We start from the raw sequence: 25,862 nt of genomic DNA on the forward strand, positions 1-25,862 counted from the left end.
TGGGCGCAAATACGCTTCGGCCCACCGCGGCCGAAGCGTGAATGGTGCGTCTTATCAAGACAATGGGGTGCCGCGCGCCCTAGCGGGCGCCCGCTATGCCCCAGGCCACACCCCCAGTCATTTCCGGCGCTCTCCACAACCAGCCAGCTGCTCACTACTGCCGTACCGGACACGGCCCGCGTAGCGTGCCGGCCGGCCGCGTCCCGCGGCTGAAACATTCGGAGAGCACCTATGTCCGTCAGGGGTTTCGCACTGTTGATTGCCACGGTCGCACTACTGGCCGCTCCCTCCGCGCATGCCGACACGACCGAGGACGACGTCACGTGGATCAACCAGTGCATCGCCGACAACAAGAAGGAAGGCGCCACCGAAGATGTGGTGCGCAAGTACTGCGTCTGCATGAACAATGCGATGAGCGACAGTGAGACCAAGTCGATCACCGAGTGGGAAAAGACGCATCCCGACGAGGTGAAGGCTTGCGACAAGGAAGCCGGCTGGAAGTAGCCGAACTTCGATTTAGCGCGGCTCGCCTCTCAGGCATTTCTTCCCGGAGCGAGCCGCGCCTAAGAGCAACATTCACGTCATTGCCGTCATCGAATATGAAGCGCGGACTGGGATATATTCCCGACACCACTTGCCACCAGCTCACAGCATCGCAATAGCCAAGTTCCATTGCACGATCAGATCTCATTCAATTTCCGCATAAATCGGCACCACCGCGATAGACCGACTCAATGAGTGCGCGCCAGTAGGCCCTCGACACCGATCAAAATAGCCGCCTCAGCCGCTTTTGCCTCACCGGGAAAAGCGAAGGTCGCGCATGTGAAACTTTGTTACGTCCGTAGGAAGACTACCGCTGGTTCGATTGCACCCGGTTGCCTACGGTCCCTGTGCCACGACGACGCGGTCCGGTGCCTGATCTCAACGTATGCATTTGCTGAGCGAGCACCCCCGCGAGGTTCCTTAATGGCAAAGGAGATCGCCACTTCGCTTCTTCAGTCGAACGACATCGAAGCGATCCTGCCGACACTCGATTGAACCGGAATCTCTGTCGTTACTCGACCCGGGGCCGAAGTGCCGCTGCCGGGAAGGAACGTGGCATGTCTGCAAAGAGGAGAGGAAACCACATGATACGCAGCTCGGTTCTCCTACTCGCCGGCCTTTTGGTGGCCAGCACAGTAGGAATGCCAAGTCCCGGAATAGCCGAAACGGCATCCGAGGAAATCGACGCACGCGCCAAGAATCCCGATTGGTGGCCCGCCCCCGGTCGCGACAACAAGCTGACGCGCCACTCGAACCTGAAGGACATCAACGCCGACACCATCAAGAAGCTCGAGTACGTCTGGTCGCAGTCGACCGGCGCGCTGCGCGGCCACGAAGGTCAGCCCGTCGTCGTCGAGCACGACGGCAAGCCGATGATGTTCTTCTCCTCTGGCTGCCCCAACATGGCCCAGTGCAACATCGTCCAGGCGCTCGACCTCACCGACCCTGACCACCCCGTCCAGGTGTGGAACTACGTCAAGAAGACCGATCGCGATGAATCGGCTGTTCCGCGCGCCTGCTGCGACACCGTCCATCGCGGCGTCAACTACGCAAAGGGCAAGGTCGTCTATCACACCCTCGACGGCTTCGTGATCGCGCTCGACGCTTCGACCGGCAAAGAGGTCTGGGTCGTCAAGCACGCCTATCCCGAACACGGCGAGACCATCACCGGTCCGACGCTCATCGCCGAGAACCTCGTGATCGCCGGCTTCGGTGGTGACGAGTTCGCGGCCCGCGGCCGCCTCACCGCTTACGACATCGAAACCGGTAAGGTCGTGTGGAACTGCCACTCGACGGGTGCCGACAAGGACGTCTGCATGACGCCCGATACCAACAAGGCCAACCCGCACTTCGGCACCGCTGGCAAGGATCTCGGCATCTCCACGTATCCCGAGACCAACGGCGGCGAGTGGAAGATCGGCGGCGGCTCTTACTGGGCGTGGGGCAGCTACGATCCCGAGCTGAAGCTCGTCTTCTGGTCGACCGGCAACCCCGGCCACTGGAGCCCGAGCTATCGTTGCGGCGACAAGACCCACGAAGAGTGCAACACCGGCAAGTGGGACAACAAGTGGTCGATGACCATTTTCGCCCGCAAGGTCGACACCGGCGAGGTCGCCTGGGCCTACCAGATGACTCCGTTCGACCAGTGGGACTATGACGGCGTCAACGAGAACATTCTTACCGACATGGACATCGACGGTAAGAAGGTGAAGGCGCTCACCCACTTCGACCGTAACGGCTTCGCCTACGTCCTCAACCGCGAGAACGGCACGCTGCTGCGCGCCAACAAGTTCGTCACGGTGAACTGGGCCGAGAAGGTCGACCTCAAGACCGGCCGTCCGATCAAGGTGCGCGAGCATTCTCCGTTCGAGGTTGGCCGCAACACCCAGGCTTGCCCGTCTGCGATGGGCGGCAAGGACCAGCAGCCGTGCTCGGTCGATCCTAAGGAGCCCAACAAGTTCTACTGCCCCACCAACAACTGGTGCATGGAGGACGAGCCTCAGGAGCGCACGCACACGCAGCAGGGCACGGTCTACGTGTTCGCCAACGTGTACATGTACCCCGAGAAGCCCGGCATCGCTGGCAAGCTGAAGAAGTTCGACGTGCTTGCAGGCAAGGCTGATTGGGAAATCCCCGATCCGTATCCGAACTGGGGCGGCACCATGGTCACCGACGGCGGCCTCGTGTTCTACGGTTCGAACAACGGTGACTTCCGCGCTATCGACCGCAACTCTGGCAAGGTTCTTTGGCAGAAGCGTCTCGGCTCCGGCATCATCGGCAACCCGATCACCTACAAGGTGAAGGGCAAGCAGTACGTGTCGATCTTCGCCGGTCTCGGCGGCTGGATCGGCATCCCGGTCACTGCTGGCCTCGACATGGACGACAAGTACGGCGCCATCGGTGCCACGGCCATGGCGAAGGCAACCGGCCTCGACAAGATCCCGCAGGCCGGCATGCTCTACACCTTCCGTCTCGGTGAATAAGCCCGCCTGAGATCGACGAAAGCTGGCGTCCGGTGCTGCGCGCACCGGGCGCCTTTTCCGCCTCTGCAATCAGCGAAGTCGTACCCAATGCATCAGCGCGTATTTCTGTTCGCCGCAGCTCTTCTGGGCGCCATCGGCAGCACCAATGTCGAAGCCGCCGAGCGCAAGGACTACACTCTCTCGGCGCCCTACGAAGATCTGACCCCAGCCGAGATCGCCGCCGCCAAGCGCGCCGCCAAGCAACGAAAGATCACGCAGCTCTCGGTCTGCGCCGACCCCGGCAACATGCCCCTGTCGGACAATCAGCAGCAGGGCTTTCAGAACAAGATCATCGAGACCGTCGCCGCGCAGATGGGTGCGCGCGTCAGCTACTTCTGGCGCCCCTATCTCGAGCGTGGCCTGACGCGCGAGACCTTCGCCAACAACGAGTGCGACATCCTGCTGGACATGCCGTCAGATTCGGCTTCGGTGCTCACCAGCATCCCGATCTATCGCTCGACCTACGTGCTCGCCTATCCCACCGACAAGCACTACGACTTCAAGAGCCTGGATGATCCGCGCCTGAAGAAGCTACGCATCGGCACCTACCAGCACTCCGCCATCCGCATCGTGCTCGCGCAGCACGGCATCAAGAACCTCGACTCCCTCGCGCTCGTCACCTCCGACGCCGACCTGCGGCCGGAGAACCAGCCCTGGCGCCAGGTGCAGGACGTGATGGACGGCAAGCTCGACGTCGTTGGCGTCTGGGGACCATTCGCCGGCTGGCTCAAGACGATGAAGCACGAGCCGATCACGCTACAGCCGGTCAACCTCATGGAAGACCGCATCCCGCTCGAATTCTCGCTCTCCATTGGCGTGCAGAACACCGACGTAGTCCTGAAGTTCATGCTCGACAATGCACTCATGGCGCGCCGCGACGAGGTTGCAAAAATCCTTGCGGACTATGGCGTACCTCTCGTCCAGTGCAGCGACTGCGTCGTCTCCGGCGATATTCCTTCGCACGGCTCCTACGATAAGGAAGTCGCCCGCAAATATTCCGAGCGCTACCTCGAATCCGCCAAGCGGCAGGAGCGGGAAGCCACCCCGTCGCCCGACCAGGTGGTGACCGACGATAAACTGGAGCATTGGCTGGCGGACGGCGCCGACATCCGCACCGAGCTCGCCAATGCCATCCTCAGCTTCGACAAGGATCGCGTGCTGCTCTTGCTCTCCAAGGGAGCCAAGGCGAACGCCCTCGACGATCAAGGTCTGGCACCGCTGCACGTCGCCATCCAGAACCGGAGTTCCGATCTGGCGTCGGTTCTTATCGAGCACGGTGCCGACCCCAATCAGCCTGACAGCGACGGCATCACGCCGATCACCTACGCCATCAACCGCAACCACGTTCCTTCTATCAAGCTGCTCGTTGCCAACGGCGCCGACGTAAACGCCAAGAACAAACAAGGCTACACGCCCCTCGAATTTGCCATTGGAGATGACAAGTTGTTTGCGGCCAAGGCGCTCATCGATGCCGGCGGCGATGTCAGCAGCGCCAATGGTAGCCAGAAGGTAACGCCATTGATGCTCATCGCATCCAAGATCGCGCCGCAGGCCCGCACCACGCATCTCGCCAGCGGCCCCACCCCGATCGACATCGCCAAAGAACTCATCGAGCACGGCGCCGGCGTCAATGCCAAGTCGGCCTCGGGCGTCACGCCTCTCATGGTTGCGGCAGGCAGCAACAACGCGCCGATGATCGGCTTTCTTCTCTCGAAGGGTGCGGACCCCGCGCTAAAAAACAACATCGGCAAGACGGCCCTCGATATCGCGCGCGACGCGCGCAACGAGGTCGCAACAAGCGCACTGCAGTTGCTCTCCGTTCCCGCGCCAAACTGAACGGCATCGTCTACGATCATGATGCCATGACGACCGCGGCAGTTCTCAAGAGAGGCGCCTCGCGTACACGAACAACGGACAAAAAAATGCGCAGACACCTAGGCCTGCTTCTCGCCTTCCTTTTGGCTTCCGCGTCCGCCGATGCCGCCCAGCTATTCGTGAGCAACGAGAAGGACAACACCGTCACGGTTCTCGACAGTGAGACCATGAAGCCGGTGAAAGTTATCAAGGTCGGTCAGCGACCACGCGGCATCCGCATCACGCCGGACTTCAAATCTGTCCTCGTCTGCGCGGGTGATGACGACGCCATCGACGTCATCGACACCGACACGTACGAAGTCACGCGCTCCATCCCGACACTTGCCGATCCCGAATATCTCGAGATCGAACCGGATGGAAAGCGAATGTTCATCGCCAACGAAGACGACGCGATGATTTCCGTCCTCGACATCGCGAGCGGGAAAGTCGAAGCCGAGATCGCCGTCGGCATCGAACCCGAAGGCGTGGCATTCAGCCCGGACGGCAAGCACGCGGTAGCGACATCTGAATCGACCAGCATGGCGCACGTCATCGACACCACCACATTCAAGCTCATCGCCAACGTGCTGGTGGATACGCGCCCGCGCGCCGCGCTGTATGAGCCTGGCGGCAAACGCTTTTGGGTGACGTCCGAGGTCGGCGGTACCCTCGCCGTCATCGACGCGGCAACCTACAAAATTACCAAGAAAGTCGGCTTCGAGATCGAAGGCGTGCGCTCCGAGCTCATTCAGCCGCTCGGCATCCGCTTCTCCAAGGACGGCAAGCGCGGATTCGTCGCCCTCGGTCGCGCCAACCGCATCGCCATCATCGACGTGGAGAGCCTCAAGGTGACGAACTACATCCTTGTCGGTCAGCGTCCCTGGCACATGGAGTTGTCTCCCGACGGCCAGAAGCTCTACGTCGCCAACGGTCTCACCAACGACATCACCATCATCGACGTGCCCAGCCTGCGGGCCGAGCGCTCCGTTCCGGTCGGGCGCTTGCCTTGGGGCATCGCCATCAAACCCTGACGCGTGATTTGCAGACGTGGTCTCTACGCCGTCATCCCACCACCAGATGCCGTGCCGCTTTCCAGCGCCACCGGAATCCGCGCTTCCAGCGCGACGCCGCCGCTGCTGCGAGTGCCGATCTTGATGTCGCCACCGGTCGCCCGCACCCGCTCGGACATGCCGGCAATGCCGTAACCGGGCTTCATGCCATCCGGAAAGCCGCGGCCATCGTCACAGATCGTAACGCGCACCAGAGGCTGCCCCGGCGTTGGCATCGCGGCTGGCGCCCCCGACGCGTCGTCTATTTCTACGCCCACGTCGATCACTGTCGCCTGCGCGTGCTTCAGCGCATTCGTCAGGCCTTCCTGCACAACGCGATAAATCGTGAGATTACTCGTCTCGTCGCAACGCGAGACCGCATCATCGACGTCGAGGTTGATCGTCATCTCCAGATGATCCTCCTGCAGCAGCGCCACGAGCGACTTCAGCTTCGCTTTCAATCCGAACTCGTCGAGCCCCATTGGCCGCAGCTTGTGCAGAACGCGCCTGTTCTTGCTCTGGATCATCTCCATGCGCTCAACGATCGTATCGCACGATGCCAGCAGCTTCTCCCGGTCGTTGCCACCGCGCTGCAGCTCGCCCTTCAGCGCCGTCACTGCCGCACGCACGGCAAACATGTACGGCCCGAGCTCATCATGCAGCTCTCGTGCGAGCTCCTTGCGCTCCTCGTCCTGAATGAAAACGATCCGTTGAGCCAGACGCCGGTTCTCTGAAATCGTCCCGTCCAGCGTCGCCGCCAGGCGATTCAGCTTGCGGCAGATATCGGCAATCTCCGGTGGGCCTTCCTCCGGAACCGCAACGTCATAGCGTCCAGAATCGAGCTGCAGCAGTGCCTCGCCCACCGTCTTGATCGGCTTCAACAGGTGGCCCACGAGCAAGCTCATCAGCAGCACCGTTGCAACCGCCAGCAATCCGCCAACCACCACCGTCGTCTCGATCGATTCCCAGATCTCCGCGGCCTCGTGATCCGCCCGCGGCGCAATGATCAGCGTGCCGAAATCCTGCCCGTTCACCTTCACAGGCATTTCGACTGCAGGCGAAGGCTCAGCCAGCGCGTTGAGCCATGCCGGCGCCTCGCCCTCGACCGGCTTTGTGGCATCCTTCGCCGCGTCCAAATCACCTTCGCGATAGATGTTGACGTGCCGAAGGTTCCCAAGGTGCTCCAGCAGCACCTTGAGGCGTTCGCCCGGATCGGGCGTGCCCTGCAGGCTGGCAATCGCCGTTTCGACGAACTCAACGCCCAGCCGCTTGATGCTGTCGTTCTCCGCCCTGATGCGCGGTCCTGCGCTCACCACCATGACGATCACCGACGACGACAGCGCCAGCAGCAATAGCGTGATGAACAGCGCATTGAGCCGGAACCGGATAGACATGGAAAAAACAGCCTCACAAATTCGCTATCGAAGACTGGAACCCATTCCCAGGAAGGCGCCAGCTCTGGTATGTTATATTGTTATGCTTTGGAAGCCGAGATGAGACTGACGTGAAGGTACTTATCGTCGATGATCATCCCATCGTCCTTTCGGGCTGCCGCGCGCTGCTCGCCGAGGCCGATGACATGCAAATGATCGAAGCGCGCGACGCCGCCAGCGCCCAGGAGGTGCACGCAGCGCAGCAACCCGACGTCTTGGTCATCGACATCAACCTTCCCGATGTTTCTGGCTTCGAGTTGGCGCGTCGCATCGTCGTGCGCGATCCCTCCGCACGCATCCTCATGTTTTCCATGAACGATGATTCCATGTTCGCCGCGCAGGCAATCGAGTGCGGCGCTCGCGGCTACTTCTGCAAGAGCGACGACCCGCAAGAGTTCATCGGCGCAATTCGCGCCGTCTATCGCGGCGGCCATTCGCTGGCCCCGGAGATGGCGCAGAAAATCGCCTTTCTGCGCGTCGGCGCAGGCGAAGCTGGCGCCTCGCTCACCCAGCGCGAGCGCGAGGTGTTGCGCCTCCTCGCCAAGGGCAAGAGCATGTCCGAGATCGCCGCGCTGATAAACGTCTCCTATAAGACGGTAGCGATGACGTGCGCCTCGCTGCGCACCAAGTTCAGCGCGCGCACCCCGATGCAGCTCATCCGCATCGCCGTCGAACAGAAGATCGTCTGAAAGTCTCTGCCTGGTCGGCGGCCAGCCGACAACGTCGGCCCGCGCTCGATTTGGCGCGGCACCGATGAGCGACCCGGCGTAGCGATTAGAGGCCGGTCTTGCTCGCGTTCGCGGGCAGATGCTGGATTGCGATGCGCATCAGCTCTGGCAGCGTCCTCACGCCAAGCTTCGCCTTCAGTTGCGCACTCGTATTGACGACCGTCTTGTAGCTGACGTGCAGCTCTTCGGCGATCGAGATATAGGGCTTGCCCTCGGCGATCAGCGATAGCGTCTGCAGTTCGCGCAGCGTCATCCGGCTCAGCGGATTGCGATCGCCGCGCGCTTCCATGAAAGCGATCTGCGATGCCAGATCGTGATTGAGATACGGCAAGCCGTCGCGCACCCGCTTGAACGCCTTCACGAACTCTTCCGACGACGTATCTTTCAGAAGATATCCGTTGGCGCCGACTTCCAGCGCACGGCTGACGATCATGCGATCGGAATGCATGCTTAGAACCAGCACTGGCGTGCGCTCATCGTGCACGCGCAGACGACGAATGAACGAAAGGCCACCAAGAGCGCCCGACTGCATCGACAGATCGACGATGATCACATCGGGATGCTTCTGCCGATAGATGCGAAAGCCTTCGGACAGGCTGGCTGCGACCAGGATTTCTTCAACGCCCATGTCCTCCAGCAGCCGCCGGCAGCCCTGGATGACAATCGGGTGGTCGTCGATAACCAGCACTTTCATTGCATGTGGCCTTCAATCAATTCTTCTCGTGGACGATGCGCACCCTTCCCCGCCGGCAGTGGCACGACGACAGAGACAGTCGTGCCGCCACCTGGAGCATTCTCGATGTTGGCTGAGCCGCCGAGCCCACCCACGCGCTCACGCATCGCAGTCATACCGATACCCAGCGACGCACCCGGATCGAACCCGGCGCCGTTGTCGTGCACCGTAAGCTGCAGGACTCGCGACTGACCCGACCCGTTGGACGCTACTGCCTCCTCGCGGAGGTCGATGCTCATGCGTGTTGCACCACCGTGCCGAAGAGCATTAGTCACTGCTTCTTGCACGCAGCGGAACAGTGTCAGGTCTACGGCTTCCCCATAACCCGGCGCAAGGGAACCAATGGCAACGCTGAACGACACTTCGGGATGCCGACGACCAAAACCTGCAACGAGGCTGCCGATCAACTCGTTCAAGGGGATCCGGCCCAGTTCCACTGGCCTCAGCCGGCGCAGCAGATCGCGATTGATGGTCTTCAACCGCTCCGTAACCGTAAGGACTTCGTCCACACGTTGCCGGATGGGATCGCCTTGCGCTGCCGGCGCCTGCTCTGCAATCCGCCCGATAGAGGAAACATTGGCAGTAATGCCGAATAGACAAGGACCAGCCTCGTCATGCAGCTCGTTGGCAACCTGTCGACGCTCATCCTCCTGCAGATCGATCACATTCTGATAGAGCTGCGTGTTCTCCGCACGCGCCTTCTCCAGCGCTTCTGCAAGCGTGTTGAACCGCGAAGCGATCACCGCCAGCTCATGCACGCGCGGCTCTGCCAGTCGGGTTCCGTAATGCCCGTCCTCGAGCTCCTGCATGCCGCTCGCGAGCCCCGACAGCGGATTGAGCAGCCGACCCAGAACCACGTACAGAAGCGCCAGCATCATGGCTGTGATACCCAGCCAGATCACCGCGCGCCGCGATGCCTCTTCCCACACCTCGCCCAATTCATCGCGCGGCTCGCCGACGATGACGACGCTTCCCACGCGGTTCTCGCCCAGCAGCACACGCACCTCGCGCGTTCCGACCGTCGGCCCGACGAGATCTGCGAACCACTGCGGCGCCCGCTCCGGATGCATGAACACAGGCCGCTCGTCATCTGAGCTGGCCCCGGTGGTCGGAGCCACCTGCACCAGATCGCCGACTTTGTTGCTGACGAGAATGCGCGCGTGGCGAACGTACTTGAGCTGCTCCGGCAGAGCCTCCAACAACTCGCCGCCGCGCCCATCGGCAGCCATCCGCTTTACCATGTCGTTGACGAGCTGCTGCGCAAGCTCCATCGACGCCTTGACCTCAACCTCCACGCGACTGCGCGCATCGATCACGGCCAGTGCAATGGAAAGCAACACAGCACCGACACTGATGATCGATATAGAGATCATCAGTTGCCACCTAACGGGAAGGTCGTTCCACCAGCGGCGATGCATCCAGTTGAAATCCGTAGCCAAACTGCGCACCCCGCGGGCGGCCCTACCTTGCTTTACGCTGTGTGGAGGCACTCTGGCAGCCGAAATGGTGGCAATGAGCCCAGGCATAATTTCCCGTAATTCCTTCAGATTATTTCCCGATCATGCAGGGCCGAGCCACGGTTGCCCCCGCCTCCCGCATGCCTGCCCCGGCTGGCAGCATGGGATTCTGGCACGCAGGCATCTTGAACCGCGGCCCGGTTTAGTCTATTCGGCTGGCTTCTGACGCTGCCCTGGCAGCTAAGCGCCGGGATAAAGGGCCTCGCCCCGCCCAGCGCCGGCCCCCAGGCAATTGATATAGCAGCCAAAAGCCGCAATAGCTCAGTCGGTAGAGCACGTCATTCGTAATGACGGGGTCGGGGGTTCGAATCCCTCTTGCGGCACCATTCTGAACAGCAATGACGCCCAGACTTTTGTGGCGCTGCGTGGCAAGACGCGTGTACCAGCGCCGCCCGGCCGCCGAGCGGCGGTGATCATGCGCCGACGCTGCCGTCCTGCGAGGCCGCAGCGGGCGGGACGCGCACCAGGTAGACATCCATGATCCAGCCCTTATCGAGAAAGACGACGACGCTCGTGTGCCCCTCCGGAAACGCAGCGTCGACGCCCGACTTATAGGACAGCGATGCATCCCGTGGCGGACTGGGCAGGACCGCAAACCTGTAAGGCCGCTCGGGTGCAGTAGCATGCGCAAATCGCCTTGCGCAGATTGGCCAGCTCAGCCTTGTCTTCGCCCATGTCGAAGATGAAGAACACGTCCGTGGCGCGCAGCGCCTCAACGGCCTGCACGGTGAGTAGGTGAATGCCGCCCGCACCAACGCCGATGGCCCGAATACGCTTCATGTCCGGCTGCGCACTCTCGATCCTGCATCTTCGCCTGCCGTCGGCATGGATATCCGCGGCTGGCGCGCGATCTCCATCAGCGCGTCGATGTCGATGTGCTGCGCCAGATGCTCCCCCAGGCGATCCAACGTTTCTTCGATCCGATCTTCGTACCGCACGGAGCCGGCCTCGGCGCCAAGCCCCTGCAGGAAGTGCTTCCGGTACACATCGTCGGCGAAGAGGCCATGCACGTAGCAGCCTTCGATGCGCGCATCGGCACTGCGTGCTCCGTCAGCGCGACCATCGCTGAAGACGACCATAGGTCGCGCGCAGTCTGCTCCGCGCGTTCGGCCGACGTGCATCTCGTAGCCTTTGAACGAAGGACCACCAACCGCGACACCCGACACGTCGACCAGCATCTTGTCTCCGCCGAGCCTTGTCTCGACATCGAGAAGGCCCAGCCCCTCGCACGAACCAGAAGCCCCCTCCATGCCATCTGGATCATCGACGCAGCGCCCCAGCATCTGGTAGCCGCCGCAAATGCCAAGCACGCGTCCACCGCGCCGCACATGCGCTTTGAGGTCGACATCCCAACCGCAGGCGCGCAATGCCGCAACATCGGCAATGGTCGACTTGGATCCAGGCAGGATGACGAGATCTGCATCTCCCGGAATCGGCTCACCGGGACGCAGAAATGCAATGTCGATGTGCGGCTCCATGCGCAACGGATCGAAGTCGTCGAAGTTCGAAACACGCGGATAGGCCAGCACCACGATCTTGCGCGCAGCCTGCGATTTCGTCTCTCGCTCTGCGAGTCCAAGCACATCCTCGGCCGGAAGCAGACGCGCATCCTCGAAATAGGGAACGAGCCCCAGCGCACGCCATCCCGTCGCCGCAGCGACCGCCGTAATGCCGTTCGCGAACAGCGTCGGGTCGCCGCGAAACTTGTTGACGAGGAAACCTTCGATCATGCGTGCATCGTCCGTCGGCAGAACCGTCTTCGTGCCGACGAGACTGGCAATCACGCCGCCGCGCTCGATGTCTCCGATCACGACAACGGGCACGTTGGCCGCACGCGCGAATCCCATGTTGGCGATATCGCCGCTGCGCAGGTTGATCTCCGACGCCGACCCCGCGCCTTCGACGAGAACGATGTCCGCTTCGCCGCACAGCCGCTCGAAGCTATCGAGGACCGCCGGCATGAGATCTGGCTTCATGCCTTGGTATTGCGCCGCTCTGGCGTTGCCGACAACGCGCCCCTGCACGATCACTTGTGCACCGACATCGCTCTGCGGCTTCAGCAGCACCGGATTCATATGCACGCTCGGCGCCACGCCGGCGGCGCGCGCCTGCAGCGCCTGTGCGCGGCCTATTTCGCCGCCATCCGCCGTCACCGCAGCATTGTTCGACATGTTCTGCGGCTTGAAGGGGCGCACGATGAGACCCCGATTGCGCAACAGTCGCGCCAAGCCGGCAACGAGCATCGACTTGCCGACGTCCGATCCGGTCCCTTGGAACATGATCGCTTTGGCGACCATCAGAACTCGATACCTTCCTGCGCCTTCACACCCGCACGCGATCCTGCGTCTCCCATGTGGCCCAGCGCGTACCATTCGACCTGACCGGGAAACCGATCGATGGCGTGGCGTTCACCGGTACCCCACGCACCCTTGCCGAACTGAACGACGCCAGTCTTGAAGCCCCGGCCCAGCGCACCCAGCAGCAGACCGAAGGCTGCCGTGGGCTTGCCCCTACCCTTTCCGGTGTGAACGATGATAAGCCCCTTCTCTATCGTCTTGCCCGCCACTTCGGCGTCTTGTGCTATCCACGGCGGTATCGGGCATCGGAGCCTCCGTTTCTCAACGACCGCTCGTCGCATCAGAGCGGATTGTGTTCGTGGGTGCGCGACGCAATTGTCATTGACGCCGTTGCAAGCGGCGTCTTATCAAACCTTACGACGGTTCCCCGCAAGGGGATTCAAAGGGAATGCGGTGAGGTCGAATAGAGACCGATGCCGCAGCTGCCCCCGCAACTGTAATCGGCGAGCCGGCGACAAGCACACCACTGGGAAACCGGGAAGGTAGTCGCAGGCGAGGAACCGAGAGCCAGGAGACCTGCCGTCGCTACGTAACCCGAATGGCCCCGGTGGGTGGGTCGAGGAGGCAGACATGACGACAGCCATCACGCATGGCAAATCTCAGCGCATTGATGTTCGCATCGCGCCCAGCTTTCCCTTCCACTGAGCCGCATTGATGCTCACGCGGGTCTTCGCCGTCGGCCTTCTGCCCGGGCTTGCTGGCAGACGCAGCCGCGCCCAGCACACCGGACTGGCACCTGCCTATTTCGTCGGATTGCTTTGGACGCGCATTGGCGCAGCGGAGGACAGCGCCGATGGGCTCTGAAGTTGATATTTTCGTCTGCATCTCCTGTCGCCAGCAAAGCGAGGACGGCGGCGATCCGACAAGACCCGGCGTCGAGCTTGCGAGCGAGCTTAAAGCGCGCCTTGCAGCCAGCAACGCACACGGCATCACCGTGCGCGAGGTCGAATGCCTCGCCGTGTGCAAGCGACCCAGCACCATCGCGCTCGCCGCTGGTGGCAAGTGGACCTACGTCATCGGCGACCTCGAAACCGAAGCGCACCTTGCCGACATCGTTACGACCGCGCTTGCCTATCAGCGCGCCGCAAACGGCATCGTGCCCTGGGCCGAGCGCCCCGCTCCGTTCCGCAAGGGCGTGATCTCCCGCATCCCTCCGCTCGGCTTTGAGCAACCTGCTCCGGAGAGCACATGACCGACATCGCCAAGATCCCTTGCAGCATCATCACCGGGTTTCTGGAGGCGGGAAAGATACCTCGGGGTTGGCTCTGCCCAAGCCGCTTGTGCAGGCCTTCAACTGGCCTGCAATCGCTTCGCGCGTCACCGTCGATGGTGTCATCACTGTCGTAGACAGCGCGGCAGTGGCAGATGGCCCCAGCAAACTGGAAAACCAGACAGGGACTAATGGCAATCCCGTCAGAACGATTGCCGCATCGCACGCCTTGAGCCCCAACCGCGTATGCGCTCGCCTCCCGCTCGCTGAGGGTAATACTCCGCGCAATTCCTGGGTTTGCACCCCTCACAGCAGGCTTCGTTCCGACCTGCAAACCTAGCGGTTCTGAGCACGACCAAAGATCGATGCCGATAGGCAACGCTTCCGGCGGATCGACCCGGCAACGCTTGCCAGCCGATCTGGCCCGACGCTTAATCGTGGCGGGGACCAAAAAGAACATCGGCTTCGCGAAGCGGCGCGCGTTCCGGAAAACAAATAATAACTGGCGACATGAAGAGGGCTGTCGTCGACAAAGGCGCGCCCATGCCCATCGCCATCAGACTAGACGCGGACCAATCCTCGTTCGTTACCGATGCTCACCGCAACGGCAACGCAGACAGCTCCGTAGCGCCCGGGCCCTTCATCCGCCCGCTACCGCTACGCGATCAGCCACTCTCGAGTACTTCTGCTGTCGACACTATCGCAGCGGCACTCGCGAGCTCTCCCGTGCCGGCGCCACGCGAGACCCCCAGGTCGCTCGACCTTGCATCCGGTTTTCCGTTCGCACGTCCCGCCGAAGTGCTGCGTTACGACGCGCGCACTAGCGCCCCGCTGCCTCAGCCGCGAACGGAGAGTCTCGAACCCAGACCGTCCGCGCCGCAGCCATCCCCGTTTGCACCACTGCCGTTCAACCCGAGCATGCCCGACATCGCAAGCTGCGCTCCGACGCGCGTGTATCGCGCCGGAGACGATATCGCACTCTTCGTAAGGAATCCTGCGGCCATCGCTGCACGCAGCGGTCTCCCCTCGGCCGTGCACTATTCGCTGGTGCTCGCCGTCGTTAGCCGCATCACGCGCATGCCGCTCTTCATGGTGACGCTGGAACATGGTCCCTTCGACACGGCCTGGCTATGCACGTTCGGCACCGATGGTGTGCATCGAAATCTCGGCGCGATGTCAGTCGACGAAGAGCAGTTCTTTGCTCATGCCGCTAGCATCGTCTCGACCGAACTCGGGCAGATGCTGGTTGAGCTGCCGATGCCGCAGCTCCCGCCGCCAGTGGGCTATTCCAGCGCAGCACCCCAGGCGCAGGCGCGCACGCCGCAAACCGCGCCCAACGGCAAGGCGCCGTGTCACGACCTCGAGCAATTCCTCAGGATGCTCGATCAGGAGCCGGCCCCCGGACCCGACCCCACAGTTGCACGCATGCAAGACTTGATGCGCAACGTTGCCATCTATCTGAATACTGGAACGGGGACGGATGCCGAAGCAGCCCGCCTGGAGCACGAACTGCAGTGGGCAGCGATGCACTTCCCGGCTCGTCAGTGCCACACACTGGTGCGCAGCATCCGTGCTGCCTCGCCCGCCTACCGCCGACGGCTCGATCTGATGAAGCAGGCCCACTTCAATTTCGTCACCACCGGCAATGGTGCGATCGGACCGCTGCTGAATGAGATCGCCGCGCTCGAAGCCGCCGGGATACTATCGGCGGCTGAGCGCGCGACGCTGCACAACGCGCTGAGGCCGCAACCGGCGGTCTCGCGGCCATCTGCGCCGGCCGCCTCGAGGGCACCCGTCGCAGCAAGCCCCCTGCCGACCGGGCTGCCACCCAGGCAATCCAAGCCGTGGTGGCGCCGCCTCCTCCGATAAGAGGCACAGGCCTTACATTTCAGCGCTCAGCACAGGGTGATCGTCGGCCAGCGGCTGAGTGAAGGTGACGCCGCAGAACCCGCCCACCGACCAGTCGACGGTCCCGCTCACCGCGTCTTGTGACGGCAACATGATCGTCACGCTATCACCCGCCGCAAGCCCGAACACGCCGTCAAGCTTGATCCCGCTGGGCGACACGCTGCGGATCATTGCGCTCAGCTTACGGCTCCCAGCCACCACCTGCGCGTGTTGTACCGGCGCCCGCATAAAGGCTGGCCGCTGCGCCAGCCCCTGCTTCGCCGATGACTGATAACGCGTCGCCGAATAGTCCATTTGAACCCGATGTTCCATGCCTGCACCCGACCTCATGCTCGCATGATGCTGTTGCGGTCGCCTTGAGCCGCTTGTCCAGGATTGAATAGAACTATTCAGATCCTCTTAAGTTTCCCTCATCAGATCGCGCCGAATGAAATATCTCACTTCTAAGTCGACCCCGAACCGATGATGGAGCCTTGATGCGCCTGATCGATCGCTGGCTTGCTCGTTATGCCGAGCCTCAAGAGGCTGCCCTCGAAGCTATCAGAGGCCTCAAGCCCGTCATCGTCATTACCGGCGCTTCACGCGGGATCGGACTGGCCTTAGCCCGGCGTTTCGCCCGCGCCGGGCACGACGTTGCCCTCATCGCGCGAAGTGCAAATGCGCTTGAAGCCGCGGCCGGACTGATCGCCTCCGATTATGCAGTCACCGCAATGGCCATCCCCATGGATGTCACCAACGCGGAAGCGATCGACCGCATCACCGCCCAGCTCGGCGCAAATGGCTTCTACATAGAAGTGCTCATCAACAATGCCGCCGTGGGGCTCGCCGGGCCATTCGCTCAACAATCTCCCGAAGCGATAGGTCACCTTATTGATCTCAACGTCGCGGCCCTGACCCGGATGACCCGCGCAGTCCTCCCCGACATGCTCGCCCGCGGCCATGGCGGCATTATCAACCTAGCCTCCCTGGGAGGCCTAGTCCCCGGTCCAAACCAAGCCGCCTACTACGCCAGCAAGGCATACGTAGTCTCGCTCACTCGCGCACTGGCTGCAGAGAACGCCGGTCGCGGCGTGCGCATGTTGGCTGTCGCTCCCGGCCCGGTGGATACCGGTTTCCATCAGGCCATGGGCACCGAGCTTTCATTTTACCGCCAGGTACTGGTCGCCCTGAGTGCACGCCAGGTCGCGTTCGAATCCTACCTCGCCTTCAAGCTCGGCTGGCACCTTTATGTGCCCGGCCTGACCGGCAAGCTCCTGCAAATAGCCGTTTGGATCATCCCCCATGCGCTGCTGCTTCCGCTCATGGGCTGGCTCTTGCGCCGACGCGACGAGCAGCCGTGGCACGACACCGGCAACCCGTCAGCGTGATTGCCGCACCGGAACGTCATTTCCTTTCTCGAAACAAATTTCCGATTTAGTGTCGTTCGGCGTCGGGAATTGTGTCTTGCGTATCACGGCGCAGTCGGCGCGGTGGCGCGCCGGCGAGTATCGTTAAACTCGCTCTGTGCGCGCTACCGCGTCGTCCTTGAATAGCCTCTTGAATCTTGCCGTCGACGCTCCTCATCTCAGTCCGCGTCGAACCTTCTCACCCACCGCGACATCTCATCTTCACCATCCAGGGAACATTCCTGGACAGCCGCGCGTCGACGCCCTAAACGCCGATACTCGAGCATGTGAGCGCAGGATGCCCGGTCGCAACGCTTCCAATCCCTTAGCAAACCTGGACCTCGCTCCAATCGGCAACGGGCGAACGTCTGCTCTTGTCGATACCAACGGGCGCATCGTCTGGTGGTGCTTCCCGCGGTTCGATTCAGATCCAGTGTTCTCGCGCCTTCTGGCGGGAGACGATGAAAAGGGCTTCTGCGACGTCGTCATGCAGGGCCAGACGGCGTCGCGTGCCGCGTACGTTCGCAACACCGCCATTGTCGAGACGATACTCGAGGACGCTAGCGGCAACGTTTTGCGCATCACCGATTTCGCCCCCCGCTTCATGCTCTACGAGCGCGCGTTCCACCCCGCCCAGATCGTCCGTCGCATCGAGCCCCTTCGCGGGCTGCCCCGAGTCACCATCCGCTTGCGCCCGACTTTCAACTATGGCCAACCCGCCGAAGCCCCTGCCATCGGATCGAACCACATGCGATTTGGTGGCGGTGCGGATGTCCTGCGCGTCACCACCGATGCGCCGCTCTCGTACATTGCCCACGAAACGCCATTCGCGCTGACCAATCCGGTGACGCTTGTTCTCGGCGCCGACGAGCCGCTTCAAGCTTCGGTCGACAGCATCAGCCGAGAATTTCTCGAACGCACGCGCAGCTACTGGGTGAATTGGGTGCGGGGCCTTGGCATCCCGCTCGACTGGCAGTCTGCCATCATCCGCGCCGCCATCACCTTGAAGCTTTGCCAGTTCGAGGAAACGGGCGCGATCATCGCCGCCACAACCACGTCGATTCCAGAGGCACCCGGCACGCAACGCAATTGGGATTACCGCTTCTGTTGGCTCCGCGACGCTTTCTTTGTCGTCAGCGCCCTCAATCGTCTGGGCGCGACCCAGACGATGGAGAACTACCTCAACTATATCACCACCATTGCCGTAGAAACCGAGACTCCACTGCAGCCTGTCTACGGCATCATCCCAAATCTGCCGCTCACCGAGCGCATTGCCGAGAACCTTGCCGGCTTCCGCGGCATGGGGCCGGTTCGTATCGGCAACCAGGCTTCCGAGCAAACCCAGCACGATGCGTACGGCAGCATCATCCTCGGCGCCTCTCACATGTTCATTGACGAGCGCCTGCCAGGCATGGGCGATGCGGCGCTGTTTCGCCGGTTGGAACCGCTCGGACACCTGGCGCGCAAACGCTACCTCGAGCCCGATGCAGGCCCATGGGAATATCGCGGCCGCGCGCGCATCCACACCTATTCGGCAATGATGTGCTGGGTAGCCTGCGATCGGCTCGCACGCCTCGCCGGTCTCTTGTCGCTTAACGACCAAGCCGGGTACTGGCGCGTCGAAGCTGACAAAATACGAGACGAGATCCTCTCCCGAGCCTGGAGCAAGAAATGGGGCGCCCTCGCTGGCGCGTTCGAACACGACGATCTCGACGCCAGCGTGCTGCTCGCCGCCGAGTTCGGACTGCTGCGCGCCGATGACGAGCGCTATCGGTCGACCGTCGAAGTCATCGGCCGCGAGCTCAACCGCAACGGCTTCATGATGCGCTATGTCGCCGACGACGATTTCGGAGCGCCCGAAACGGCATTCCTCGCTTGCCAGTTCTGGTACGCGGATGCCTTGGCCTTGATCGGCGAGACGCAAAAGGCGCGCGACATTTTTACTGACATACTCTCGCGCACCAATTCCTTTGGCGTCCTCGGAGAGGACATTGACCCTGCCTCCGGCCAACTCTGGGGCAACATTCCTCAGACCTATTGCATGGCCGGCATCATTAACACTGCAATGAAACTATCCCGCAGCTGGGAAGACGCTTGGGCCGCGAGCTAACCCGCCGCGAATTGCTCAATTGGAACTAAAACACGACCTAAACATTTATCGCCCAATACCGAATCTACTCCTGAGACTGACAGGAGAAGTATGGGCCGCCTCGTACTCATTTCAAATCGGGTCGCTGACCTCTCGAAAGCTTCGCAAGCGGGAGGCATGGCCGTTGCATTGGCCGATACGCTGCGCACGCGCGGCGGGCTCTGGCTCGGCTGGAGCGGCAAGATCGGCGACCGCCGCGACGAGCAGCGCACCGATCCTGACTTCACCAAATACGGCAACGCCACCGTCGCGACCTTACCGCTCAGCGCCCGCGAGCATGAAGCCTACTACGTTGGCTATTCCAACAACGTGCTCTGGCCGGTATTTCACGATCGCCTGGATATCGCCCAGTTCGAAGCTGGCTACTATCAGCGCTATCTCGAGGTGAACAAGCGCTTCGCACGCGCGCTCCACCCCCTCTTGCGCCCCGACGACACCATCTGGGTGCACGACTATCACATGATCCCGCTCGGCATGGAGTTGCGCGCACTCGGCGTCACCAATCCGATCGGCTTTTTCCTGCACATCCCAGTGCCGCCCGCACAGACGTTCCTCGCCATTCCCGAGCACCGCGAGCTGGCACGAGGCCTCGCCGCATACGATCTCATCGGGCTGCAGACCAAGGTCGATGTCGGCAACCTGATCGACTATCTGCAGGATGGCGTTTTCGGCCGCATCCTCCAGGACGGTCGCATCCGCGCCTTCGATCGCGAGCTGTCCATCGCCGCCTTTCCGGTTGCCATCGACGTCGATGCCTTCGTGGGTTCGCGCCCCAACCGCACCGCGAAAAAGCTGCCCGCCACCCGCATCATCGGCGTCGATCGCCTCGACTACACCAAAGGGCTGCCGCAGAAGTTCCGCGCCTTCAGCCGCTTCCTCGAAAAGTATCCCGACTACCGCGGCAAGGTCCTCCTCTCGCAGATTGCGCCGCCGACGCGCGAGACAGTCACTGCCTACGCCGACATCCGCCAGGAATTGGAAACGCTATCGGGCCGCATCAATGGCCGCTTCGGCGAGCTTGACTGGGTGCCAATCCAGTACATCCATCGCTCCACGCCGCGTAAATTGCTGGTCGATGTCTACCGCAACTCCCGCGTCGGCTTCGTCACTCCGCTGCGCGACGGCATGAACCTCGTCGCCAAGGAATACGTCGCGGCACAGGATCCAGATGATCCCGGTGTCCTCATCCTGTCGCGCTTCGCCGGTGCCGCCGAACAATTGCAGGAAGCGTTGATCGTCAATCCCTACGATATCGAGGAGATGGCCGACTCGCTGAAGAAAGCTCTCGACATGGACCTCACCGAACGGCGTGAGCGCCACGATGCGCTCCTCTCGGACATACGCCGCAACGATACTTACACATGGTGCCGCTCCTTTCTCGACTCGTTGGAAAGCACCAGCCGCAGCGCGCCGCTCGCTGTCCCCACCTCGCCTTCCGAAGCCGCGCGCCGCGCATTGCAGGAAATCGAGATGGCCCGCGTAGCACCACGCGCGCGCCATCAATGAGTGAACCGGCGCGGGCCACCAAATGCCGCCTGAGAGGCACACATGAAGGCACTCTGCATCGGTGGCGCAACGGTCGACGCGATCGCGACAATCGAAAGCGACAGCATCGAGCGCATGTCGATGTTGAATGCAGAGACGTCGTTTCTGTTGCTCGAAGAAGGACGCAAGACGGAAGCGCACGACATCTCCACCCATTGCGGTGGTGGCGCCGTCAACGCGGCTGTCGCCCTTTCCCGCCTCGGCTTCGACGCATCCGCCATCGCCAAGCTTGGCCGCGACGCACGCGCCGACTTCATCCTGTCGCGCCTCACGGCGGAAGGTGTGTCGACGCGCTGGATCATCCGCGACGCCACCGCCCCTACCGGCGCCTCCATGATCATCTCGTCCCACGAGCGCAACGCCGCCGTCTTCACGTTCCGCGGCGCCAATGCCCACCTTGAGTCCGCAGACCTTGCCCGCGAGGCCTTCGACGTTGACCTCGTCTACATCTCGAGCCTGTCCGGCAAATCCGCAGACTGCTTTCCCCAGGCTGTACGCATGGCGCGTGCGGCAGGCACCCTCATCGCCGTCAACGCGACGATCCGCCAACTCGCGGTGCACACGGACGCGTTCCTCGCAAATCTCCCCGCGATCGACATCCTCGCACTCAACCGCCGTGAGGCCGAAGCGCTCCTGCCAAGACTGACCAACGCTGCCGCGAGCAGCCCCATGCCGCGCATCACCGCGGGCGATCAGGCGCCGCCCTTGCTGACCCGTGGCCTGCAATCCGGCTCCTTCGAGATGAGCTTGCCGACATTCTTCGCGGCATTGCGGGCCCGCGGCACGCGCCACATCATGCTCACCGATGGAAGCAACGGCGCTTTCGTCTGTTCTGATGCCGACATGATCTACTGCCCGGCCGAGCCCACGGACGTCGCCAGCACGGCAGGTGCGGGCGACGCAATGGGCGCGACATTTTCTGCCTTCATCACCCTGGGCTACCCGGCCGACGTCGCATTGAAGGCTGCGACAATCAATGCCGCGAACGTCGTGGCTTTCATTGACACGCAGTCCGGGTTATTGGGGCGCCACGCCCTGGAGCAGCGGCTCGGTGCCAGCTCCGGACAACAACTGCGCAGATGGAAGATGTGAGGGGAACTTGGCCTGATGACCGACAGAGCCGCAGCCGCGAGAAAGCAACCGGCCGAATTGGTCTTCGCGGAGGAACATGCCGTTGAGTTTCCTCCCATCTCCGCCGACAGCCTCCTCGGCGGCGACGTGCACAACATCGCCCTGTTCCTCGATTGCGACGGCACCCTGCTCGACATCGCAGCGACGCCGGGCGAGGTGCGCGTGCCCACTGGCCTCGTTGAACTCCTGAAGCGTATCTCCGACGGCCTCGGCGGCGCACTTGCCCTGCTGACCGGCCGTCAGCTCGCCGAAATCGACATGCTGCTTACGCCCATCGAATTCGTCGGAGCCGGTGTCCACGGCGCCGAGCTACGGGTGCTTCCAGGCGGCGCCATTACGCGCATCACCAACACGCTGCCCGCCATCCTCATCGACGAAGTGATGCATCACGTGCAGAAGCTGCCCGGCATCATCGCCGAGCCGAAGGGCCCTGGCATCGCGGTTCACTATCGGCTGGCCCCCCATCTCGCTCCCTCGCTGGAAGCCGAGCTGCGCGCGCTGGTGGCCCGCCACGCCGATGATCTCGTGCTCTGCCCCGGTCGCCAACTCTTCGAGATCATTCCCGCCGGCCATTCCAAAGGTACGGCGCTCGACACGCTATTGAAGCTGCCCGACTTCGCCCACCGCAAGCCGATCATGATCGGCGACGACGTCGGCGACATTCCGGCTCTCGCAGCAGCGTTCCGGCTGGGAGGCGCAGGCCTGCGCGTCGCCGGCGAGCAGTTCCGCGAAGGCGCCGAATTCGGCAGCCCCGCAGAAGTGATAGGTTGGCTCCAGCGCCTGGAACTGCTGCTGCGCAAATAAGCGGCTCACGTCGGCGCCGGCGGGCAGTCCGCCGCGCCGCCATCGCGTGCCTTGGCGGCAAGCTCGCGGTACTTCTTGCGCAGTCGCTCAATCTCCGCTTCTTCCAGCTCTTCCAGGTCGAGCAGCGCATTGCGCGCGCCCTCGGTCGACCGGATCAACTCGTCGAGCTTCACTTGGATGGCCTCGGAGTCGCGGTTCTGCGACGCCTGAATGGCGAACACCATCAGGAACGTTACGATCGTCGTCCCCGTGTTGATGACGAGCTGCCAAGTGTTCGAAAATCCGAACACGGGCCCGGTTACGATCCATAACGCGACCACGGCCACCGCCGCCGTGAACGCATAGGGACTCCCCGCCGCGCGCGAGCTCCAGCGCACGAAGCGCGTGAACAGCGATGCATTTCTGTTGCTGAGCCCTGAGGGATAATACGAGGCCATGGGACACATCCCGACTGATCGGCCTCGAAAACGCGCCCACGCCAATCGAAGTTCCCGCCCCGAGCACGGCCGGAACTCTTTTCCTCACATGTGAGTTTTATCTGGCGCGACCGAAGCGAGCCGGGTCGATCCAGAAACAATTTGGGTGGGTCAATGGGCGTTAAGACAGCAAACGAGCGTCCAGTCATCAACGCGCACGGCGGCAAAGTGCTGCCCAGCGTCGAGGTCGACAGTTACAACTTGGAGATCAGGGACGACGACGGCTTCGTCGGCGATAAGGCGAGCCGCAGCGCCTTTCACGAGATGCTCGACAAATGGCGCGAGCCGCTGCGCAAGCTTGGCGCAGATCCCTTGGGTGATACGACCTCGGAGCAATTGAGCAAGAAGCAGATCGACAAGCTCCTTGCCGACGGAGACCCCGACGCAGCAGGCATCGTACACAGCGCCGTTGAAGAATTTTCCCAGACGCTGTTTTCCGTGATCAAGCGTTTCGTCAAAGTCGCCGCCTGGCGCGACACCGAAGCGATCGTCATCGGCGGCGGCTTCCGCGGCAGCCGGGTAGGCGAACTCGCCGCCGGCCGCACCGAGGTCCTACTCAAAGCCGCCGACTACGACATCGAGCTGGAGCTCATTCACAATCATCCCGACGAGGCCGGCCTTCTCGGCGCCGCTCACCTGATGCCGTCCTGGATGCTTGAAGGTCACGACGGTATTCTCGCCGTCGATATCGGCGGCACCAACATCCGCGCTGGCATCGTCGAGACGCGCCTGAAGAAGGCCAAGGATCTCTCCAAGGCGGAAATCTTCGCGTCCGACCTCTGGCGTCATGGCGACGAGAAAACCAAGCGCGACGGCGCCGTCGCGCGCCTGATCGAGATGCTCGCCGAACACATTGCCATCGCAGAGAAGAAAGATCTCAAACTGGCTCCGGTCGTCGGCATCGGCTGCCCTGGCGTCATCCGCGAGGATGGGTCCATCGAGGCCGGCGCTCAGAACCTGCCCGGCAATTGGGAAAGCAGCCGCTTCAACCTTGCAGATTGCATCCGCGAGCAGATACCGCTGATCGGCGGGCACGAGACGCAAGTCGTCATTCACAACGATGCCGTGGTGCAGGGCCTCAGCGAATTGCCCCAGATGCAGGACTACTCCCGCTGGGGCGTGCTCACCATCGGTACCGGCCTCGGCAACGCCCGCTTCACAAATCGTCACAAGGCGACAGATTGAGTCAGTAGCCCTCGCCCGGACGGTTGACGATCCAGGCTTTGCAGGCCACACATACCCCGCTTGGATGGGGCGGGGGCCCGGCTGCCCCGACGGACTTTTTCATCCAGAAAATTCTAGGGTTGCAGCACGCTGGTAGCGCACACCGCGCATCTGCGCGCTCTCGCCGGTTGTCGGGGTTCGGGGGCCATGATCAAGCGCTTTCTAATTGCTCTCATCATAATGAGCGCACTGATTGGCGGCATCGCATTCTTCAAGCTCGTCTTCATGCCGAAGATGATCCAGGAGTTCCTTAGCTCCCAGGTGCCGCCGCCCGCCACCATCACCGCCGAAGCCGCCAAGGCCGAGGAATGGATCGAGCGTCTTCCTGCCATCGGCACGCTGATCGCATCGCAAGGCGTCGAGATCGCCTCGCAAGTCGCGGGCATCGTCACCGGCATCAACTTCGAGAGCGGCCAGGATGTCACCGCTGGCACCAAGCTGGTGCAGCTCGATATCTCCGTCGAGCAGGCTGATCTGGCTAGCGCCCAGGCCACGCTTCTCGAGGCCGAGGTCGCGTTCAAGCGCGTGTCCGACCTCCTGATCAAATCGGTCGCCTCCGAAGCGAACGTCGACACCGCGCGCGCCAAGCGCGACACCGCGGTTGCCGCCGTCAATCGCATCAAGGCGCTGATCGCCCAGAAGGGCATTGTTGCGCCGTTCGCCGGTCGCCTCGGCATCCGCCATGTCGAGCTTGGCCAATACATCTCGCCCGGCCTCGCCATGGTCACGCTGCAGGCGCTCGACCCGATCTGGGTCGACTTCCCCATGCCCGAGCAGAACGTCGGCAAGCTCCGCGTCGGCCAAACCGTCGATCTCACGGTCGATGCCTATCCCGGGCACGTCTTCGCCGGCACGATCACCTCACTCGACGCCCGCGTGTCGCAGGAGACACGCACCCTCCTTGTCCGCGGCACCCTGCCGAACCCCGATCGCACACTCCTTCCGGGCATGTTCGCCAACGTGGCCGTGCTGGCGGGCGCACCGAAAAACGTCATTACCGTACCCCGCACCGCCGTCACTTACAGCCTCTACGGCGACAGCGTTTACGTCCTGAAGCGCAAGGAAGACCAGGCGGCGCCTGCAAAGCCTGAGGACACAATCTACACTGCCGAGCGCCGCTTCATCAAAACGGGCCAGGTGCGCGACGAGCGGGTTGCCGTCACCACCGGCCTCGCCGCAGGCGATCAGGTCGTCACCAGCGGGCAGGTGAAACTCACCAATGGTGCGCTCGTTCGCGTCGACAACTCTCAGGCGCTCGTCCCGCCGGCCACCCGTCCGCTGCAATAGGGGTCGA

General features: G+C 62.5%; 22 protein-coding genes, 1 tRNA gene, 2 pseudogenes and 1 riboswitch. Of the genes and pseudogenes, 17 read left to right on the forward strand and 8 right to left on the reverse strand.

Annotated elements, in window-relative coordinates; all coding sequences use genetic code 11:
- Positions 1 to 231 precede the first annotated feature (231 nt).
- The 4 genes from ACP15D_RS11070 to ACP15D_RS11085 all read left to right on the forward strand — a co-directional run bounded on the left by ACP15D_RS11070 (position 232) and on the right by ACP15D_RS11085 (position 5,950).
- A complete protein-coding gene (locus ACP15D_RS11070) occupies positions 232 to 504 on the forward strand; it encodes a hypothetical protein (RefSeq protein ID WP_424957553.1) in 273 nt (90 codons plus the stop codon).
- A gap of 623 nt (positions 505 to 1,127) precedes the next feature.
- The gene (locus ACP15D_RS11075) at positions 1,128 to 3,026 is read left to right on the forward strand and encodes a PQQ-dependent dehydrogenase, methanol/ethanol family (RefSeq protein ID WP_424957554.1); all 1,899 of its coding nucleotides are present in this window, start codon (positions 1,128 to 1,130) and stop codon (positions 3,024 to 3,026) included.
- A gap of 87 nt (positions 3,027 to 3,113) precedes the next feature.
- A complete protein-coding gene (locus ACP15D_RS11080; RefSeq protein ID WP_424957555.1) occupies positions 3,114 to 4,901 on the forward strand; it encodes a quinoprotein dehydrogenase-associated putative ABC transporter substrate-binding protein in 1,788 nt (595 codons plus the stop codon).
- 86 nt (positions 4,902 to 4,987) lie between these two features.
- A complete protein-coding gene (locus ACP15D_RS11085; protein WP_424957556.1) occupies positions 4,988 to 5,950 on the forward strand; it encodes a PQQ-dependent catabolism-associated beta-propeller protein in 963 nt (320 codons plus the stop codon).
- 23 nt (positions 5,951 to 5,973) lie between these two features.
- On the opposite strand, the gene ACP15D_RS11090 is transcribed toward ACP15D_RS11085, so the two are convergent.
- On the reverse strand, positions 5,974 to 7,362 hold the full coding sequence (locus ACP15D_RS11090) for a histidine kinase (RefSeq protein ID WP_424957557.1): 1,389 nt from the start codon (positions 7,360 to 7,362) through the stop codon (positions 5,974 to 5,976).
- A gap of 110 nt (positions 7,363 to 7,472) precedes the next feature.
- Here ACP15D_RS11090 and ACP15D_RS11095 point away from each other — a divergent pair, with 110 nt between their 5' ends.
- Positions 7,473 to 8,090: a response regulator transcription factor gene (locus tag ACP15D_RS11095; protein WP_424957558.1), complete on the forward strand. Its 618-nt coding sequence runs from the start codon at positions 7,473 to 7,475 to the stop codon at positions 8,088 to 8,090.
- An 85-nt stretch (positions 8,091 to 8,175) separates the two neighbouring features.
- Here the strand turns inward: ACP15D_RS11095 and ACP15D_RS11100 are convergent, their stop codons facing one another.
- Positions 8,176 to 8,823 (reverse strand): response regulator transcription factor, encoded by a 648-nt coding sequence (locus tag ACP15D_RS11100; protein ID WP_072369586.1) that lies wholly within the window; start codon positions 8,821 to 8,823, stop codon positions 8,176 to 8,178.
- A complete protein-coding gene (locus ACP15D_RS11105) occupies positions 8,820 to 10,235 on the reverse strand; it encodes an ATP-binding protein (RefSeq protein WP_424957559.1) in 1,416 nt (471 codons plus the stop codon). Before ACP15D_RS11105 ends, ACP15D_RS11100 begins: the two co-directional genes overlap by 4 nt.
- 394 nt (positions 10,236 to 10,629) lie before the next feature.
- Between ACP15D_RS11105 and ACP15D_RS11110 the strand changes: the two genes are divergently transcribed.
- Positions 10,630 to 10,705, forward strand: a tRNA-Thr gene (locus tag ACP15D_RS11110).
- Between the two features lie 223 nt (positions 10,706 to 10,928).
- Here the strand turns inward: ACP15D_RS11110 and ACP15D_RS11115 are convergent.
- The 3 genes and pseudogenes from ACP15D_RS11115 to ACP15D_RS11125 all read right to left on the reverse strand — a co-directional run.
- Positions 10,929 to 11,159 (reverse strand): hypothetical protein, encoded by a 231-nt coding sequence (locus ACP15D_RS11115; protein WP_424957560.1) that lies wholly within the window; start codon positions 11,157 to 11,159, stop codon positions 10,929 to 10,931.
- Positions 11,156 to 12,676 (reverse strand): cobyric acid synthase, encoded by a 1,521-nt coding sequence (locus tag ACP15D_RS11120; protein ID WP_424957561.1) that lies wholly within the window; start codon positions 12,674 to 12,676, stop codon positions 11,156 to 11,158. The genes ACP15D_RS11115 and ACP15D_RS11120 overlap by 4 nt, the downstream gene beginning before the upstream one ends.
- A gap of 31 nt (positions 12,677 to 12,707) precedes the next feature.
- Positions 12,708 to 13,017, reverse strand: a pseudogene (locus ACP15D_RS11125) (cob(I)yrinic acid a,c-diamide adenosyltransferase); the annotation flags it as partial.
- A 62-nt stretch (positions 13,018 to 13,079) separates the two neighbouring features.
- Positions 13,080 to 13,274, forward strand: a riboswitch (cobalamin riboswitch).
- A 116-nt stretch (positions 13,275 to 13,390) separates the two neighbouring features.
- On the opposite strand from ACP15D_RS11125, the gene ACP15D_RS11130 reads away from it, so the two are divergent.
- From ACP15D_RS11130 to ACP15D_RS11145, 4 genes and pseudogenes are all read left to right on the forward strand, one after another.
- Positions 13,391 to 13,540: a hypothetical protein gene (locus ACP15D_RS11130; protein WP_424957562.1), complete on the forward strand. Its 150-nt coding sequence runs from the start codon at positions 13,391 to 13,393 to the stop codon at positions 13,538 to 13,540.
- Complete coding sequence (locus ACP15D_RS11135) at positions 13,530 to 13,928, forward strand: DUF1636 family protein (RefSeq protein WP_424957563.1); 399 nt, start codon at positions 13,530 to 13,532, stop codon at positions 13,926 to 13,928. Before ACP15D_RS11130 ends, ACP15D_RS11135 begins: the two co-directional genes overlap by 11 nt.
- 55 nt (positions 13,929 to 13,983) lie before the next feature.
- Positions 13,984 to 14,118: pseudogene (locus tag ACP15D_RS11140) on the forward strand (GTP-binding protein); the annotation flags it as partial.
- 746 nt (positions 14,119 to 14,864) lie between these two features.
- Complete coding sequence (locus ACP15D_RS11145) at positions 14,865 to 15,815, forward strand: hypothetical protein (RefSeq protein ID WP_424957564.1); 951 nt, start codon at positions 14,865 to 14,867, stop codon at positions 15,813 to 15,815.
- A gap of 12 nt (positions 15,816 to 15,827) precedes the next feature.
- Here the strand turns inward: ACP15D_RS11145 and ACP15D_RS11150 are convergent, their stop codons facing one another.
- Positions 15,828 to 16,148 carry a hypothetical protein gene (locus tag ACP15D_RS11150; protein ID WP_424957565.1) on the reverse strand — a complete coding sequence of 107 codons (321 nt, stop codon included), beginning with the start codon at positions 16,146 to 16,148 and terminating at the stop codon, positions 15,828 to 15,830.
- 182 nt (positions 16,149 to 16,330) lie between these two features.
- Between ACP15D_RS11150 and ACP15D_RS11155 the strand changes: the two genes are divergently transcribed.
- The 5 genes from ACP15D_RS11155 to otsB all read left to right on the forward strand — a co-directional run bounded on the left by ACP15D_RS11155 (position 16,331) and on the right by otsB (position 22,868).
- Positions 16,331 to 17,221, forward strand: a complete 891-nt coding sequence (locus ACP15D_RS11155) for an SDR family NAD(P)-dependent oxidoreductase (RefSeq protein WP_424957566.1) — start codon at positions 16,331 to 16,333, stop codon at positions 17,219 to 17,221.
- Positions 17,222 to 17,537: 316 nt separating this feature from the next.
- Positions 17,538 to 19,349, forward strand: a complete 1,812-nt coding sequence (locus ACP15D_RS11160; RefSeq protein WP_424957568.1) for a glycoside hydrolase family 15 protein — start codon at positions 17,538 to 17,540, stop codon at positions 19,347 to 19,349.
- 90 nt (positions 19,350 to 19,439) lie between these two features.
- On the forward strand, positions 19,440 to 20,894 hold the full coding sequence (locus ACP15D_RS11165; protein WP_424957569.1) for an alpha,alpha-trehalose-phosphate synthase (UDP-forming): 1,455 nt from the start codon (positions 19,440 to 19,442) through the stop codon (positions 20,892 to 20,894).
- A gap of 42 nt (positions 20,895 to 20,936) precedes the next feature.
- Positions 20,937 to 22,025 (forward strand): carbohydrate kinase family protein, encoded by a 1,089-nt coding sequence (locus ACP15D_RS11170; RefSeq protein ID WP_424957570.1) that lies wholly within the window; start codon positions 20,937 to 20,939, stop codon positions 22,023 to 22,025.
- A gap of 15 nt (positions 22,026 to 22,040) precedes the next feature.
- Positions 22,041 to 22,868, forward strand: a complete 828-nt coding sequence (gene otsB / locus ACP15D_RS11175; protein WP_424957571.1) for a trehalose-phosphatase — start codon at positions 22,041 to 22,043, stop codon at positions 22,866 to 22,868.
- 5 nt (positions 22,869 to 22,873) lie between these two features.
- On the opposite strand, the gene ACP15D_RS11180 is transcribed toward otsB, so the two are convergent.
- Positions 22,874 to 23,305, reverse strand: coding sequence for a low affinity iron permease family protein (locus ACP15D_RS11180; RefSeq protein WP_424957572.1), 432 nt, complete (start codon positions 23,303 to 23,305; stop codon positions 22,874 to 22,876).
- Between the two features lie 153 nt (positions 23,306 to 23,458).
- Here ACP15D_RS11180 and ACP15D_RS11185 point away from each other — a divergent pair, with 153 nt between their 5' ends.
- Entirely contained in the window at positions 23,459 to 24,529 is a 1,071-nt protein-coding gene (locus ACP15D_RS11185) for an ROK family protein (RefSeq protein WP_424957573.1), read from the forward strand.
- 219 nt (positions 24,530 to 24,748) lie between these two features.
- Positions 24,749 to 25,855: an efflux RND transporter periplasmic adaptor subunit gene (locus ACP15D_RS11190; protein ID WP_424957574.1), complete on the forward strand. Its 1,107-nt coding sequence runs from the start codon at positions 24,749 to 24,751 to the stop codon at positions 25,853 to 25,855.
- The last annotated feature ends 7 nt before the right edge of the window (positions 25,856 to 25,862 follow it).

Source organism: Hyphomicrobium sp. 1Nfss2.1 (assembly GCF_965243865.1).
Taxonomy (GTDB): Bacteria; Pseudomonadota; Alphaproteobacteria; order Rhizobiales; family Hyphomicrobiaceae; genus Hyphomicrobium_A.